Origin of the sequence: Pantoea sp. JZ2 (assembly GCF_035191405.1) — a bacterium.
Classification (GTDB): domain Bacteria; phylum Pseudomonadota; class Gammaproteobacteria; order Enterobacterales; family Enterobacteriaceae; genus Pantoea; species Pantoea stewartii.
Map to the genome: position 1 here is coordinate 2,553,862 of NZ_CP045247.1, position 15,495 is coordinate 2,569,356.

At 55.7% G+C, this 15,495-nt stretch carries 14 protein-coding genes; 7 read left to right on the top strand and 7 right to left on the bottom strand.

From position 1 onward, the window contains the following. Positions 1-193 precede the first annotated feature (193 nt). The 6 genes from GC087_RS12235 (at position 194) to GC087_RS12260 (ending at position 6,267) form a co-directional block, all read left to right on the top strand. A complete protein-coding gene (locus GC087_RS12235; RefSeq protein ID WP_039340405.1) occupies positions 194-1,015 on the top strand; it encodes an ABC transporter substrate-binding protein in 822 nt (273 codons plus the stop codon). Positions 1,016-1,090: 75 nt separating this feature from the next. Continuing rightward, positions 1,091-1,897: an amino acid ABC transporter permease gene (locus GC087_RS12240; RefSeq protein WP_033741390.1), complete on the top strand. Its 807-nt coding sequence runs from the start codon at positions 1,091-1,093 to the stop codon at positions 1,895-1,897. Position 1,898: 1 nt separating this feature from the next. Then, complete coding sequence (locus GC087_RS12245) at positions 1,899-2,645, top strand: amino acid ABC transporter ATP-binding protein (protein ID WP_039340407.1); 747 nt, start codon at positions 1,899-1,901, stop codon at positions 2,643-2,645. After that, positions 2,645-3,718 carry a Gfo/Idh/MocA family protein gene (locus tag GC087_RS12250; protein ID WP_033741388.1) on the top strand — a complete coding sequence of 358 codons (1,074 nt, stop codon included), beginning with the start codon at positions 2,645-2,647 and terminating at the stop codon, positions 3,716-3,718. The genes GC087_RS12245 and GC087_RS12250 overlap by 1 nt, the downstream gene beginning before the upstream one ends. A gap of 28 nt (positions 3,719-3,746) precedes the next feature. Further along, positions 3,747-4,868 carry an NAD(P)/FAD-dependent oxidoreductase gene (locus GC087_RS12255; protein WP_375124032.1) on the top strand — a complete coding sequence of 374 codons (1,122 nt, stop codon included), beginning with the start codon at positions 3,747-3,749 and terminating at the stop codon, positions 4,866-4,868. A 367-nt stretch (positions 4,869-5,235) separates the two neighbouring features. Then, on the top strand, positions 5,236-6,267 hold the full coding sequence (locus GC087_RS12260; protein ID WP_283786753.1) for an NADPH-dependent curcumin/dihydrocurcumin reductase: 1,032 nt from the start codon (positions 5,236-5,238) through the stop codon (positions 6,265-6,267). A 47-nt stretch (positions 6,268-6,314) separates the two neighbouring features. Here the strand turns inward: GC087_RS12260 and GC087_RS12265 are convergent, their stop codons facing one another. From GC087_RS12265 to GC087_RS12290, 6 genes are all read right to left on the bottom strand, one after another. Beyond that, a complete protein-coding gene (locus GC087_RS12265) occupies positions 6,315-7,175 on the bottom strand; it encodes a PfkB family carbohydrate kinase (RefSeq protein ID WP_054633804.1) in 861 nt (286 codons plus the stop codon). 2 nt (positions 7,176-7,177) lie between these two features. After that, complete coding sequence (locus tag GC087_RS12270; RefSeq protein WP_054633805.1) at positions 7,178-8,035, bottom strand: MurR/RpiR family transcriptional regulator; 858 nt, start codon at positions 8,033-8,035, stop codon at positions 7,178-7,180. Then, positions 8,035-9,006 (bottom strand): ABC transporter permease, encoded by a 972-nt coding sequence (locus tag GC087_RS12275; protein ID WP_324028448.1) that lies wholly within the window; start codon positions 9,004-9,006, stop codon positions 8,035-8,037. The genes GC087_RS12270 and GC087_RS12275 overlap by 1 nt, the downstream gene beginning before the upstream one ends. A 31-nt stretch (positions 9,007-9,037) precedes the next feature. Next, positions 9,038-10,537: a sugar ABC transporter ATP-binding protein gene (locus tag GC087_RS12280; protein ID WP_054633807.1), complete on the bottom strand. Its 1,500-nt coding sequence runs from the start codon at positions 10,535-10,537 to the stop codon at positions 9,038-9,040. Positions 10,538-10,553: 16 nt separating this feature from the next. Further along, a complete protein-coding gene (locus tag GC087_RS12285) occupies positions 10,554-11,594 on the bottom strand; it encodes a sugar ABC transporter substrate-binding protein (RefSeq protein WP_054633808.1) in 1,041 nt (346 codons plus the stop codon). Between the two features lie 64 nt (positions 11,595-11,658). Continuing rightward, entirely contained in the window at positions 11,659-12,639 is a 981-nt protein-coding gene (locus GC087_RS12290) for a TIM barrel protein (RefSeq protein WP_054633809.1), read from the bottom strand. 326 nt (positions 12,640-12,965) lie between these two features. On the opposite strand from GC087_RS12290, the gene GC087_RS12295 reads away from it, so the two are divergent. Further along, positions 12,966-14,432, top strand: coding sequence for a catalase (locus GC087_RS12295; protein WP_033741382.1), 1,467 nt, complete (start codon positions 12,966-12,968; stop codon positions 14,430-14,432). A gap of 49 nt (positions 14,433-14,481) precedes the next feature. Here the strand turns inward: GC087_RS12295 and GC087_RS12300 are convergent, their stop codons facing one another. Next, positions 14,482-15,111: a DapH/DapD/GlmU-related protein gene (locus GC087_RS12300; RefSeq protein WP_324028449.1), complete on the bottom strand. Its 630-nt coding sequence runs from the start codon at positions 15,109-15,111 to the stop codon at positions 14,482-14,484. Between the last annotated feature and the right edge of the window lie 384 nt (positions 15,112-15,495).

Consider the following 15,495-nt stretch of genomic DNA (forward strand, 5'->3'; position numbering starts at 1 on the left):
ATTATTTTGAATCACAAGTTGATAACATCGTAATTGACGCTGCTGAAAGCGTGTGCTTAATATCATTGTATCCACTTGAGACCGGTCTCACAACAACTACCGGTTTCATTTTGACCCGCATTGAGACCGGTCTCAATCAGACAGTACTGGCTCAGTGACCTTCGACGTTTCACCTGCAAAATGGAAGAGCTTTATGACATCGCATAAACGTTTAACCAAAATAACCGCCGTTGTCTTCGGCCTCGCGGTAATGCTCTCAACCAGCGTCAGTGCACGGGCAGCCAGCGACAACAATCCCTATGGGCTGATTGAACCGGGCCATCTGCGTGTCGCCAGCCTGGGCGACGCGAAACCCTATACCTTTACGGACAAAGACGGAAATTTCACCGGCTTTGACGTCGAATTTTTCAAAAATGTCGCCCATCGTATGGGCATTGATAAGGTGGATTTTGTCGGACAGGATTTTTCCGCCATCCTGCCCGCCGTCGCCAACGGACAATATGATGCAGGCGTGGCCGCGATCGGAATCACACCGGCCCGTGAAAAAACCGTTGATTTCTCCACGGGCTATCTGGCGGGTTACCTGACGGTGCTCACCCGCAGCGATTCCGGCGTGAAAAACGTGGCAACGCTGGCGCACAAGCGACTGGGCGTCATTCAGGGCACGCTGCAGGAAAGCTATGCGCTGGCCAACTTCAAACAGACCGATCTGGTGCGCTTTCCCGATAACAACGCGGCCGTTTCTGCGCTGAACAACGGCACTATTGATGCCATGTTCCTCGATTACGAAGCCGCCAAAGATTATGCCACCCGCTTCAAACTGGTGACGGCAGCCAACATCCCCTCTTTCGACGCCCCGGCGGGCGTGGCGATAGCGAAAAACAAACCGGCCTTTAAAGCGGCGCTGGACAAAGCCATCAAAGCGGCGATGCAGGATGGGACGTGGAAACAGCTTTATGAGAAGTGGTTTCCGGGCTCGCCTATGCCTGAACAGTATCTGCCTCAGCACAATTAGTCCCCGCGCAACCGGTGTGCGAGTGAATACATTCGGTGACGGGCGTTGTCCGTCACCCGCAACAGAGAATCGGCTATGGATCTGATCACTATTCTTTCCCGTACCTTCTTTGATTTTTCTGCAATGAAGGACGTCCTGCCGCAGCTGCTGGCAACGGGCCTGGTCAACACGTTGATCATCTCGTTGGCCGCCACGCTGCTGGGCACCTTTTTCGGCCTGATTCTGGCGCTGATGGGGATTTCGCCTTCGCGCTGGCTGCGTGTACCGGCCCGGCTGTATACCGATCTGTTTCGCGGCCTGCCCTCTATCCTGACCATTTTGCTGATTGGTCAGGGGCTGGCGCGCTTCAGCTATCAGCTGTTTGGCCCCTCACCTTATCCGCTGGGCATTTTTGCCCTGAGTCTGATTGCCAGCGCCTATATGGGCGAAATCTTTCGCTCAGGGATCCAGAGCATTGAGCAAGGCCAGATGGAAGCCTGCCGGGCGCTGGGCATGAGCTATGGTCGGGCGATGCGGCTGGTGATCATTCCTCAGGGCATCCGCCGCGTCTTGCCTGCCATCGTGAATCAGTTCATCGCGATTATTAAAGACTCTTCGCTGGTTTATCTGCTGGGGCTGATGTCCAGCCAGCGCGAACTGTTCCGGGTTGGCCAGGATGCCGCGGTGCTGAGCGGCAATCTGTCACCGCTGATGCTGGCGGGGCTGTTCTACCTGATGATTACCGTGCCCTTAACCCATGCGGTGAACCATATTGACGTCCGTTACCGCACCGGACGCCGCCGGGCAACGGCGCCGCAGAGCGGACTGAAAGAAATTGATGAGGTGGCGGTAAAACGCGCCGTCACGCCCACGGCCTCCCTGACCAGCGAACGAGGACACTGAGATGGCAACGTCCACTGCATTTCACGGCGCAAGCCTGGAGCTGCGTAATCTGACCCTGGCGTACGGCCCGATTGAGGTGCTGCGCAATGTGTCACTGACCATCGCGCCCGGCACCACTACCTGCATCATCGGCCCTTCCGGATCGGGAAAATCGACCCTGCTGCGCGGTATCAATCGCCTGCATGAACCCAAAAGCGGCGACGTTTTGCTGGCCGGGCGTTCGGTACTGAAGGACAAACCCGATGCGCTGCGGTTGCGCATTGGCATGGTCTTTCAGCACTTCAATCTGTTCCCCGATCACAGTGCGCTGGAAAACGTCGCGCTGGCCCCCTGGAAAGTCAAAGGCCGCTCGAAAACGGAGGCAGAGACAATTGCCCGGCAACGTCTGGCTGAGGTCGGCTTAGCACAGCGCGCCGACCATCGTCCGCGCGATCTCTCCGGCGGGCAGCAACAACGTGTCGCGATCGCCCGGGCGCTGGCGATGGAGCCCGAGGTGATGCTGTTTGACGAGGCCACGTCGGCGCTCGATCCCGAACTGGTGAAAGGCGTGCTGACGCTGATGGCTGAACTCTGTGAGCGCGGCATGACGATGGTGGTGGTCACGCATGAGATGGGATTTGCCCGCCGCGTGGCCGACCAGGTGGTGTTTATGGATGAAGGCGAGATTGTCGAAGCAGGGCCACCCGATCAGTTATTTGAACGTCCACAGTCTGCCCGTTTACAACGTTTTTTATCGGAGGTGCTCTGATGGCACAGCATAAGGTGACAGGTCCCATACGCACGGCGCTGGTGGGATTTGGCATTGCCGGCAAGGTCTTTCATGCCCCACTCATTTCACACGATGCCGCTTACCGTCTTGAGGTGATCGTGACCGGTAATGCGCAACGCGTCGCCGCGGCAAAAACGCATTATCCCCAGGCGCGAATTGTGCCGGACTGGCCGTCACTGCTGCAGTTGATCGACAACGGCGACATCGCGGTGGATCTTATTGTGCTGGCGACGCCGCCCGCTCAGCACCGTGAGCAGGCTGTCCAGGCCAGCCTGCGCGGTATTCATCTGGTGGTGGATAAACCTTTTGCGCCTGACGTCAACGCGGCGGAAGCGATGATTGACGCCGCCCGAGAGGCTGGCACCCTGTTAACGGTCTTTCACAATCGCCGCTGGGACGGCGATTTTCTGACGCTGCAACGTCTGGTGCAGGACGAGGCATTTGGCACCGTCAGAAGCTTTGAGTCGCGCTTTGAGTGGTGGCGACCTGACGGATTTGGTAACTGGCGCGACAGCGTTTCGCTTGCGCAAGGGGGCGGCCTGCTGCTGGATCTGGGCAGCCACCTGATCGATCAGGCGATACAGCTGTTTGGTCCGGTGCAGGAGGCCAGCGCCGAGCTGGCACGCTATTCCGGCAGTCAGTCCGACAGCGATGAGGATTGCTTCGTTTCTTTACTGCATACCTGTGGCGTGCGTTCGCGGCTGTGGATGAATGGCCAGGCCGCGCTTAATGCTCCCCGCTTCCATCTGCTGGGCAGCCAGCGAGCTTTTACGCACTGGGGCCTGGATAACCAGGAGCCGCAACTGGCCGCGGGCATGTCCCCGACTGACAGCGCCTACGGCGTAACGCCGCCTGAACGCGCAGCCCGGCTGGGCACCGTGGAGCAAAGTGAGGCGGTGGCGCTGCAGCGCGGCAATTACCCTGAATTTTATCACCGTCTTGCCCGTGCTCTGGTACACGGCGGTCCGCCGCCAGTGGACGCCAGCGAGGCGCTGGGCGTGCTGAAACTTATTGAGCAACTCCATCGGCAAAGTCGCGTACGCCTTGCCTGAATGGGGTATTTTCTGACAGAAGGAATCCATGATGACTGACAACTCTGTGGCCAAAACCGTTGTTGTACTGGGTGGCGGCATTTTAGGCGTTTCCACGGCATGCCAGCTGGCACAGGCTGGCGCGAAAGTGACGCTGGTCACCGAAGCCGAACTCTGTTCTGGCGCATCAGGACGTTCACTTTCCTGGCTTAACTCTGCCGGAGAGCGTTCTGCGCCTTACCATGCGCTGAGAATGGCGGGCATTGACCGCTACCGCACCCTGTTTGCCCGCCATCCCGATCTCAGCTGGCTGCGCTTTGACGGCGCGCTGTTCTGGGCGGCGGATGACGAGGCGGGCACCAAAGCGCGTCATGATTATGAAAACGCCCTTGGCTATGCTTCCCGGCTGGTTAATCCGCGCACGGTGCATGAGGTGGATCCGCAGGTTAACCCCAGCGCGCTGGCCAGCGTCGCTATTGCCAACCCTGGTGAGGGCTGGGTAAGCCTGCCGCATCTGGCCGCAAAACTGGTTGAGGATTTCAAAGCCGCAGGCGGCGAAGTGATTGAACAGGCAGGCAAAGCCAGTGTGCTGACCGCAGGTGGACGGGCCACAGGCATTCGCAGCGCGAAACGGGGCGACATCATGGCCGATCGGGTGCTTGTCGCCTGTGGTCCCTGGACGCCCGATGTCGTTGCGCCGCTTGGTGTACGCATTCCCAACGGGTCGCCGGTGTCCATGCTGGTTACCACTACCGCACAGGAACGCGATCTTAACGTGGTATTAAATACGCCCCGCGCGGCGATACGTCCCAACCCTGGCCGTACGCTGGCGGTCGATCATGACTGGTATGAAGAGGATATCGTTGCGCATGCTGATGGTCAGTACAGCATCGATCATGCCGTTATTCGCCAGTTAATGGCGGATGCGGGTCACCTGCTTGGCGACGGCGCACCACTGGAAGCAGACAGCTGGAAAATTGGCCTGAAACCCGTGCCGGGGGATGGTGAACCGGTTGTCGGGGAGTTGAAAAAAGTCCCCGGTTGCTTTGTGGCCTTTACCCATTCGGGCGCGACGCTGGCACTGATTCTGGGCGAATTGCTGACGGAGGAGATCCTCAACGATGTCCGGCATCCCATGCTCGCGACCTTCCGGCCGGAACGATTTAACTAAGCCCGCCCCCGCGCCGTCGCCCGACGGCGCGGGAACCGTCTGCGACATGGTTATACGCTGGGGCATCTTCGCCCCCTTTTTCCCCGCCACCTGACGCGACTTTCAGCGTCACCGCCCTTCAGACGCCGTGACGACCGGTATAACGTTGTGCCCCCTGTTCCCCGTGTGACACCGTCACGACGCGCTGGATTCGGAGCAATCTGAACGGGCCACGTGGCGCGCGCTGTGCGTAGCGGTACGCCGGGCGAGTCCTGTTTGCCCTGCCCGTTGACCGCCAGCACGGTTAAGCATGCTTTGTTCTGTCATCTACACTTAGCCATTCATTCCCGGCAACCCTGAGCGGTTTGCCCATGCAAAGGACGACTTTATGACTGAACAATCGACAACAAATCACGCCTGGCTTTTGGCTTCACGCCCCAAGGGTGAACCAACGGAAGACAACTTCCGTTATGTTGCGCAGCCGACACCTGAAATCAAAGATGGCGAGATCTTACTGCGTACGATTTATCTGTCACTCGACCCTTATATGCGCGGACGTATGGATGAAGGGAAATCTTACGCGCCACCGGCAGAGCTGGATAAGCCGATGGTTGGCGGCACGGTTTGTCAGGTCGCCGAATCCAAAAACAGTGAATTTAAAGCGGGTGACTGGGTGCTTTGCCAGAGCGGCTGGCAGGAATATGCCGTGTCTGATGGTAAAGACGTTGCCCGTCTGAATAGCGACCTCCCGCATCCCTCCTGGGCGCTGGGAATTCTCGGCATGCCCGGATTTACGGCCTATATGGGATTAATGGATATCGGTCAGCCGAAAGAAGGCGAAACCCTGGTTGTCGCGGCGGCAACCGGTCCGGTGGGCGCGACCGTGGGCCAGTTAGGAAAAATGAAAGGCTGTCGCGTGGTAGGTGTCGCGGGTGGTGAAGAAAAATGCCGTCATGCGGTGGAAAATCTGGGCTTTGATGCCTGTATCGATCACCACAGCCAGGACTTTGAAGAGCAGCTCAAAAATGCCTGCCCGGATGGCATTGATATCTATTTTGAAAACGTGGGCGGTAAGGTGTTCGATGCGGTCTTCCCGCTGCTGAACCCGGCGGCGCGGGTGCCGGTTTGCGGACTGGTTTCTGCCTACAGCCAAAAAGAGCTGCCGCCAGGCCCTGACCGTACCTCACGCATCATGGCCGGTATTCTGACCCGGCGCATTCGCATGCAGGGCTTTATCATTTTCCAGGATTATGACCACCGCTATCCTGAGTTTTTGAAAGCCATGACGCCGCTGGTGGAAAGCAAGAAAATTCAGTATCGCGAGCACGTGATTGACGGGCTGGAAAATGCGCCTAAGGCATTTATTGATATGCTGAACGGTAAAAACTTCGGTAAGACTGTGGTGAAAGTAGCCTCGTAATCCCACGCATCACGTAATAATGCAACGTCACTGACGTTGCATTTTTTTTAGCGGATGGGCTGCGAAACATGCGTAGCGGCTGCATCATTGGCCTTCGCGACGGCCAGCGCCAGCGCCTCACCGTCTGCCAGCGCCTGACACAATACGCCCATGAAACAGTCACCCGCGCCATGCGTACTGACCAGCGTCACCTTTCGGGCTGGCAACGTTTGCGTATTCCCGGCTTCGCTGAACGCCACACCGTGTTCACCGGCGGTCACCACTACGCACGGAAAGCGAGCAGCCAGTTGGGTTGCCGCCTGCTGTGCCGACGACAGATCGGTGACCACAATGCCACTCATGTCTCGCGCTTCAACCGCATTGACCACCAGCACATCAATGCTGCGTTCAAATTCAGCAGAGAGCGGGCGCGCCGGTGCCGCATTGATGCAGACCGGAATATGCTGCTGCCGTGCTGCCTGCGCCGCCGCCAGATTCACCGCTTCCGGCACCTCATTTTGCAGTACCAGCATCGAAACGCCCTGCCAGAAATCTGCCTGCGCAAACGGCAGGCAGGAAATATGCTGGTTGGCATTGGAGACGACCACTGCGCCGTAATCCCCTTCCGCATCGGTAATCGCCACGCTCATACCAGAGGGCATGTCGTTAAGCACCGCAACGCGTTGTGTTTCTACACCCGCCTGTTGCAGGCGATTCAGTAAGAACCGGCCCTGTTCATCCGCGCCTACGGCCCCGATAAAACACACCGCCGCGCCCGCACTGGCCGCTGCGATTGCCTGGTTGCCGCCTTTGCCACCAAACTTATAGCGGCACGCGGTACCCATGACCGTTTCGCCTTTTTCAGGGCGATGGTGGGCATCCAGCATAATGTCGTAATGAAGACTGCCGGTGACTGCAATTTTGCTCATGCTCAGAATTCCCGCAGATCCTGAACCGCATGCTGGGTTTTCATCAGGTTTTTCTCCGCCCGCTTCAAATCCTTTTTCGCGATAGCCACAAAAAGCGCATCCAGTATATTCAGTTGGGCGATTCGTGACGCGGCGTTTTCCCCTAACAGATGCGATCCCTGAGAAGTTGAATTAAGAACCACATGCGCATGACGCGCAATAGGCGACTCCGCGTAATTAGTAATGACAATCACTCTGGCGCCGTTGCGACCGGCTAATTTCACCGGATCGTTCACGGCACGCGTTGCGCCTGAGTGACTAATGGCAATTACCACATCGTCATCAGATAATACGGCGGCAGACATCAGCATAATATGGGCATCATCATAGGCGCTGGATTTAATCCCTATTTTTAGCATCTTGTGGGATAAATCACGGGCGACCGTTGCCGAACCGCCGACAGCATAAAGATCAATATGACGTGCTTTAAAAATAATATCTGCCGCGCGATTAAATTCGGACACATCTAAAACCGACAGGGTTTCTTCAATAGCCTGAATAGACGTGCGGAAAACTTTTGCCAGTAATTGTTCCGAAGAATCATCAGGCTCAATTTCTGCATGCAAACCGGCCACTTCAGACGCGTTATAATAAATTAAACTGCTCCTGAAATTTCTGAATCCCGTGAAGTTAAGCTTTTTTGTTATCTTCACTATCATCGCTTCCGATACACCGTTCTCCTGCGCAATCTCTTTTAATGAGGTTTGTTCAGTGATGTCGGTTCGGGCCGTGATCGCCTCAACCACGCGCCGTTCTAACGGGGTCAGTTGGGGTAATCGCATACGAATTTGAGCGCCAATGGCTCGCGGATCTTGCTTCATTACTTGCCTCGGGTCGCTCGGTCAATCAACATCGCTATGATAATAATAAGACCGGTAGCGAGCAATTGATAAAACGCCTGAATATTAAGCAGTGTCAATCCATTACGCAGCGCCCCCAGAATAATGACGCCGATCAGGGTGCCAAAAATACTGCCTTTCCCTCCCATCAGTGACGCCCCGCCGATGGCGGCGGCGGCAATCGCATCCAGCTCCCACAGATTGCCAATGGTGGGTTCCGCCGCGCCCAGGCGACCAATCAAAATCAACGAGGCCAGTGACGCCAGCATGCCGGAGATCACGTACACCGTCACCTTGGTGCGCTTCACCGGCACACCCGCTACCCGGGCAGCCTCTTCATTACCGCCAATCGCCAGAATGTATTCGCCCAGCGGCGTCTTATTCATAACGACCCATAAGCACAAAGCAATGACCGCCACCACCACGATGGGCGTGGGCACGCCAAATAGCGTGCTGTTAATCAGGCTACGGAACGACATCGGAATGCCAAAGACCGGATTGCCACCGGTATAAATCAGGGCAACGGCGCGAAACAGCGACAGACCGCCCAGCGTCACAATAAACGGTTGTAGCCCGGCATAAGCAATCAGTGAACCGCTAAACATGCCGCTAATGACCCCGATGCCCAGCGTCGCCATGATTGCCAGGGGGACCGGTACGCCAGAAACCATCAGCGTAGCCCCTAATACGGCGGACAGCGCCGCCGTGGGCCCGACCGATAAGTCAATGCCGCCCGAAATGATTACCAGGGTCATGCCCAGCGCAATTAAGGCATTTATTGACGACTGCTGCATAATATTCAGCAGATTGGGAACGGTTAAAAAGACCGGTGACAAAAATGAGAATGTCACCACAATAATGATCAAACCGATTAAGGTTCCGGCATCGCGCAGGTTGAATTTAAGCAGCGACGAAGAACGCCCTGGCTGCTGCATATTAGTTTGCGTTGTCATGTTTATCGCCTTTATCTTTAAAGGTGTTCGATCAGGCCATTTCTGTTTCTTTAATGGCAAAGCGGGCTATATTCTCTTCGGTAATCGCATCACCGGTTAATGTCTGGGTAATCTTCCCTTCCCGCATGACCAGAACACGATCGCAAATACGAATAATTTCTGTCATCTCTGACGAGACAACAATAATCGCTTTACCTGCCTGTGCCAGGCGCTCAATAAGATTGTAAATTTCGGACTTGGCACCAATATCAATTCCCCGGGTTGGCTCATCAAATAAGAAAACTTTGGTATCAGCTGCTACCCAGCGACCAATAATCACTTTCTGTTGATTACCGCCGCTAAGCGTGCCGATGGTTTTTTCGATATCCAGCGGGCGAAGTTTCAGGTCGCTCATCACATCGTGCGCCACGCGATTTAACCGGAGTTTATTGATTACCCCGGCCAGGGTGAACTGGCGCATAGACGACAGCGCCATATTCATCTTCACGGCGCGCGCTTTGATGATGCCCTCTTTTTTACGATCTTCCGGTACCAGGCCGATGCCTGCCCGGATCGCTGCGCTGATATTGTGGTTGGGGACCAACCGGCCATTGACCTGCACCGTGCCGCTGGTGCGCCTGTCAATACCGGCGATCAGTTTGAGAAGTTCGGTACGTCCTGCACCCACCAGTCCTGCAATGCCCAACACTTCCCCGGCGTTGACGCTAAAATTTGCAGGCGATATGACGTTGCTCCGTCCCAGGTTCTCTACCCGTAATACTTCCTGCGACGTCACGAAGGCATTGTGGTCGAGCTTTTCGATCTTGCGGCCCACCATTTTGGCCACAATGCTCTCTTCAGTTTCATCACAGATATTAACGACCCCGACCTGTTTGCCATCACGCATGATGGTTGCCCGGTCGCACACGCTGAAGATCTCGTTCATCTTATGTGACACGTAGATCAGTGAAACGCCCAGAGACTTCAGGTCGGCAATCAGTTCAGCCAGACGGTCAAACTCTTGCGGTGTCAGGCTGGACGTCGGCTCATCCATGGCGATGATTTTTGCGTCATCCAGTAAGGCACGCGCAATTTCCACCACCTGCTGTTGCGAAACCTTTAGCGCCTTAATCGGCATATCAGGATCGATCGTCGGATCCAGGCGCTTCAGGATTAACGTGGCACGCGCTAACTGTGCCGCTTTATCGACCCACAACCCCTTCGCTTTGGTTAACGGGCGGCCCAGAAACATGTTCTGCGCAACGGAGAGTTCGGGAACATGCTGCAGCTCCTGATGGATCATCGCAATGCCTGCATGACGCGCACTGAGCGGGTTTTTCATGTGTACCGTCTGGCCGTTCACGCTGATTTCACCGCTGTCCGCATCGCGCACGCCGGAAAGAATGTTTAACAGGGTGGATTTTCCCGCACCATTCTCGCCAATCAGGGCATGCACTTCACCCGGCTTCACAAAAAAGTCGACATTTTGTAAAGCTGCAGCGCTGCCGTAGGTTTTGCTGATGCCGCGCATCATTAAGCGATACTGTTCCATACACTCTCCGCCTGGCTTACTGCTGCGCTAACAGCTGACGCAGCTTATCCATGTCTTTGGTAGAAAAGGCATCGGCATTCTCTTTGGTGATGAGCGCCTGCGGTGTTGAGACGACACGTGAAATTTTCTGGCCGTCGATGAGACGCAGCATCACATCCATCGCCACTTCGCCAGTCAGCATCGGGAAGCTGTCTACTGTGCCGGTCAACTCACCGCGCTTGATCGAGGCATAGGCATCTGAAATACCGTCAGTCCCAAATACCGCAACCTGTTTTGCCTTGTCCATTGCGCGCACCGCTTCCACCACGCCAAGGGCCATGGTGTCATTGTTGGCGTAGAAACCAATCAGATCGGGATGCTGTTGCAGAATGGTGCTGGCCGCATTGTAAGCCTGCTCACGGCTCCAGTTCGCTGGCACGCTGGCCACCACATTGAACTTGCCGTTCGCTTTCAGCGTTTCTTTAAAACCACTGGTGCGCTGGCCAGCCGCGTAAACGCCAGGTTGCCCTTCAATGACCGCAACCTTGCCGCCTTGGGGATGGTGCTCAATAAACCACTTCGCCACCCGAACCCCGTTGTCTTTCTGGACGTTGCCAACGTAGTGTTCCGCGTTTGGCATGACGGCATCGTTGACGTTCACGACCGGAATTTTTTTGCTGTTGGCGCTTTCCAGTGCGGGTTCGAGGTTGATATCGGTTTGAGGTGAAACCAACAGGCCGTTAAACCCTTGAGAGATTAGCGTTTCGGCAATCGAGAGTTGTCCCAGCTGGTCGTCTTCATTTGCCGCGGCCTGATAAGCCACGGTGATACCATATTTTTTGGCCGCGTTCTGGTAGCCTTCACCAAGTAAACGCCAGTATTCGTTGGTCAGCGTTTTGGATACGCCGCCAATTTTCAGCGACTTATCGACCTTGGGCATCGCACCGTATTGACTGTCAAGCTGTGACCAGTCAGTACGGTCCGTTTCGGTATCGGATTTGAGGGGTGCCAGATCGGCTGCGTAAACGCTGGAACCGAGCAGCAACGAGGCCAGCACAGCGAGGAGACGTTTTTTCATATTGTTAGCCTTCTAATTATGCATTTGTAAGGTACATCTGGATGGTTTCACACCGACGCGATGACTAACGCGCCAGCATAATGTCGTTGACGATCTGCTGCGACGCCACGGCATCCTGATGACGGATAGCCTCGGCCAGCGCCGCGTTATCATTAAATTGCTCGCACAGTTTCAGGAGGCGTTTCACGGTGGCGATGTTGGTTTCGGCTTCACGCACTGGATCCAGCCCGCTGGCGTCCGGGAACGTGTCGAAGTAATATGCGCCCTGATAGCCATCGCGCTGCATCTGCCACAGGAATTCCAGCGTGGCACGCGGATTCACCGCTCCGACCATTAACCCGTCATCACGTTTACCCCAGCCATCATTCAGATCCAGCCCCAGCAGCCGGGAGCGGCGTGCGACCATGGCGGCAGCCCAGGCCGGAATTTCATTGGCGAACAGGACGTGAGCGAAATCCAGGGTGATCCCCAGGTTCGGGCAGCCCGCTTCTTCCACCGCCAGCAGGCAGGTTGTGACGTTAGGAAAGATGCTGTAGGCGCGGGGTTCGTTAGGTTTGTACTCAATACTCACGTCGACATCCGGGGCATATTCTGCAATTTCGCGCACTGCGCTGACCGCGTCTTCCCAGATTTTTTTGTAATTGACCTGAAAACAGTAATCAAAGCCATCCTGCCCCATCCACAACGTCATCAGTGTTGAGCCGAATTCCCGTCCGGCATCAATGCCGCGCTTGGTGAGCTCGATAGCTTCGCGACGAATGTTGGCATCAGGATGGGTAAAGGCGCCAATCTTGAACTGCGGTGCATCCCAACGCATCTGCATGCCGTTCACTGCCAGTCCCGCGTCCTCAATGGCCTGACGCAGCGTTTTGATATCTGCCGTAAGGTGTTGGGGATAGTTGAGATCCAGGTGGGTCAGGCCATTAACGGTACCCGCACGCGCCACCATTTGCATAACGGAGGGCTTCCCCTGTAACGCTGGCCAGTAGCGATGTGCCCCCGATGCAAACGAGTTAAGACGTGTGGCAAATTTTAAATCAGACATGTGGCGCAATCCTTCATCACAGGGTTGTAATGTACTTTTCTTTTTCACACTTAATTGTGAAGTTATAAGATAATTTACACCTTGCCGCGCCACACGCAAGCACCAAAACAGACAGGATCGTTGAAATGCGATAACCGTCACGGATAGCTCGTCAGTGGAAAGCCGGGTTCAGAGTGCGAAAAGTCCCAACGGGATGGGCCTGGCGCGATAAAGGTCACGTGTGTGTGAGAGAAAACGGCTATTGGGATGCAATCTGCCGTTGCGCTTCTGCGTTTTACGCTACGCTTATTCCATGCAATACCCGTATAAACATGGAGACTAATTGAATGAGTCACGATGCGCGTAAACCCACCACCACAGATGCAGGCATTCCGGTTGCCAGCGATGAACACTCTTTGTCGGTAGGACCGGACGGCCCACTGGTACTGCACGATCACTATCTGATTGAGCAGATGGCGAATTTTAACCGTGAACGTATTCCTGAACGGCAGCCACATGCAAAAGGGAGCGGCGCCTTTGGCTTTTTTGAGGTGACTGAAGATGTCAGTCGCTACACCAAAGCCAACGTTTTTCAGCCCGGCACGAAAACGGATGTGCTGATGCGCTTCTCAACCGTGGCTGGCGAGCGCGGCAGCCCGGATACCTGGCGCGATCCACGCGGTTTTTCCATCAAGTTTTATACCCGCGAAGGCAATTACGACCTGGTGGGCAACAATACGCCGGTGTTTTTTATTCGCGACCCGATGAAGTTTCAGCATTTTATTCGCTCGCAAAAACGCCGTGCGGACAACAATTTGCGTGACAACGATATGCAGTGGGATTTCTGGACGCTGTCACCGGAATCGTCGCACCAGGTCACGTGGCTGATGGGCGATCGCGGTATTCCCAAAAGCTGGCGTCATATGAACGGCTACTCCAGTCACACCTATATGTGGGTAAACGCACAGGGCGAGAAGTTCTGGGTGAAATACCACTTCCATACCGATCAGGGCATTGAAAACCTGACGCAGCAGGAAGCCGATAAGCTGGCAGGTGAGGACGGCGATTACCATACGCGCGATCTGTTCATGTCCATTAAAAACGGCCACTTTCCGAGCTGGACGCTCTATATGCAGATCATGCCCTTTGCGGAGGCAGATGAATACCGCTACAACCCGTTCGATCTCACCAAGGTCTGGCCGCACAGCGATTACCCGTTGATCAAGGTTGGAAAACTTACGCTGAACCGCAATCCTACCGACAACCATGCGCAGATTGAACAGGCTGCCTTTGAGCCTAACAATCTGGTGCCCGGTATTGGTCTGAGCCCGGATAAGATGCTGCTCGGGCGCGTGTTTGCCTATGCGGATGCCCACCGCGCCCGACTCGGGGTAAATTACAAGCAGATTCCGGTTAACGCCCCGCAGTCGCCGGTCAACAGCTACAGCAAAGACGGTGCGATGCGCATTAACCCGGTATCCGACCCGGTTTATGCGCCCAACAGCAAAGGCGGCCCGGTTGCCGATGGTGAACGTTATCCAACCGACTCGGTCTGGTCTGCCAGCGGCGATATGGTACGGGCACCCTATTCTCTGCGCCGTGACGACGACGACGTAGGCCAGGCGAATACGTTGATCAATAAGGTGATGGATGACGCCGCGCGTGACCGGCTGGTCAACAACGTTACAGGTCATCTGTTAAACGGCGTGGAAGAGCCAGTGCTGTCGCGGGCTTTTGCGTACTGGCGCAATATCGACAAAACCATTGGCGACCGCATCGCCACGGCCGTGCTGGACGCGCGGGCTAAACGCTAAACCGCCCTGCCAAACGGTGGCATCCGCCACCGTTTTATCCCCGTCGCATTCAGCCATGCTTTGCACAAAACTGCTCAATATCCTCTGACTGAAAATCGGCAAGGTTTGCCATGATCTTTTCCCGTGGCCAGTTCCACCAGGCGATGTGTTGTAAGCGCGTGGCAATCGCCGGATGGAAGCGAACCCGAATCGGTTTGGCGGGCACGCCACCGACCACGGTATAGGCTGCAACGTCTTTCGTCACCACCGCGCCCGCCGCCAGCAACGCCCCGTCGCCCACCGTGACGCCGGGCAATACGATCACGCCATGACCGATCCAGACGTCATTGCCAATGATCACTCTGTCTTCTCGCCGGGCGGTGAAAAAACCGTGGTCGCGCGTGGCGGTCGCGTCGTAATACTCCGGACAATAGGTAAAGCGGTGTTGTGACGCGCGATTCATCGGGTGATTCGGCGCGCCAATCCGGACCTGATTAGCGATCGCGGTGAAACGGCCAATCTCACTGTCGGCAATGCAACAATGTTCACCTACATAGGAGAAATCGCCCAGGGTGCTGTATTCCAGATAGCTGTGAGCCAGAATTTCACACTGCGCGCCAACCTGCGTTTCACGCATGCGTACGCTGGCATCGATTTCGGTTTGCTGAAGTTTGGCGGGTTTTACCGCGGCAAGTGACATGGAAACGCTCCCGGCTCTGGTCTGAGGTCTGGATAAGTGATGCCCGTAAGGCGCCTGACTGCCGCGCCACTGTAGCCGGATAACATGACAGACAATTGACAACGAAAAAGGCGGAGTGGTTAGCTCCGCCTTGATCAAAGTTCCGGTTATTTTGCATGACCGGTCAGTTGCAAAAGGGCAACGATGATCTGCAAGATGACCCGGATAATCTCCAGAATCAGCTTAGTCAGTTCCATCACTTTCCTTCTCCTGCTTAGGGAGCGCGCTGTTCAGCAGCCAGGACTCTGACATTACCCGCCGACTGCCTGAGCACAACGTTGTGGAGAGGGCTGAGCGGCACTCATGGTTTAAGCCACAGGCCAGCACCACCTGGGACCTGCCGGG

Bases quoted from the DNA above. Each gene is read 5' to 3' on its own strand.
- GC087_RS12235 (WP_039340405.1), top strand. From the start codon at position 194: ATGACATCGCATAAACGTTTAACCAAAATAACCGCCGTTGTCTTCGGC.
- GC087_RS12240 (WP_033741390.1), top strand. From the start codon at position 1,091: ATGGATCTGATCACTATTCTTTCCCGTACCTTCTTTGATTTTTCTGCA.
- GC087_RS12245 (WP_039340407.1), top strand. From the start codon at position 1,899: ATGGCAACGTCCACTGCATTTCACGGCGCAAGCCTGGAGCTGCGTAAT.
- GC087_RS12250 (WP_033741388.1), top strand. From the start codon at position 2,645: ATGGCACAGCATAAGGTGACAGGTCCCATACGCACGGCGCTGGTGGGA.
- GC087_RS12255 (WP_375124032.1), top strand. From the start codon at position 3,747: ATGATGACTGACAACTCTGTGGCCAAAACCGTTGTTGTACTGGGTGGC.
- GC087_RS12260 (WP_283786753.1), top strand. From the start codon at position 5,236: ATGACTGAACAATCGACAACAAATCACGCCTGGCTTTTGGCTTCACGC.
- GC087_RS12265 (WP_054633804.1), bottom strand. From the start codon at position 7,175: ATGAGCAAAATTGCAGTCACCGGCAGTCTTCATTACGACATTATGCTG.
- GC087_RS12270 (WP_054633805.1), bottom strand. From the start codon at position 8,035: ATGAAGCAAGATCCGCGAGCCATTGGCGCTCAAATTCGTATGCGATTA.
- GC087_RS12275 (WP_324028448.1), bottom strand. From the start codon at position 9,006: ATGACAACGCAAACTAATATGCAGCAGCCAGGGCGTTCTTCGTCGCTG.
- GC087_RS12280 (WP_054633807.1), bottom strand. From the start codon at position 10,537: ATGGAACAGTATCGCTTAATGATGCGCGGCATCAGCAAAACCTACGGC.
- GC087_RS12285 (WP_054633808.1), bottom strand. From the start codon at position 11,594: ATGAAAAAACGTCTCCTCGCTGTGCTGGCCTCGTTGCTGCTCGGTTCC.
- GC087_RS12290 (WP_054633809.1), bottom strand. From the start codon at position 12,639: ATGTCTGATTTAAAATTTGCCACACGTCTTAACTCGTTTGCATCGGGG.
- GC087_RS12295 (WP_033741382.1), top strand. From the start codon at position 12,966: ATGAGTCACGATGCGCGTAAACCCACCACCACAGATGCAGGCATTCCG.
- GC087_RS12300 (WP_324028449.1), bottom strand. From the start codon at position 15,111: ATGTCACTTGCCGCGGTAAAACCCGCCAAACTTCAGCAAACCGAAATC.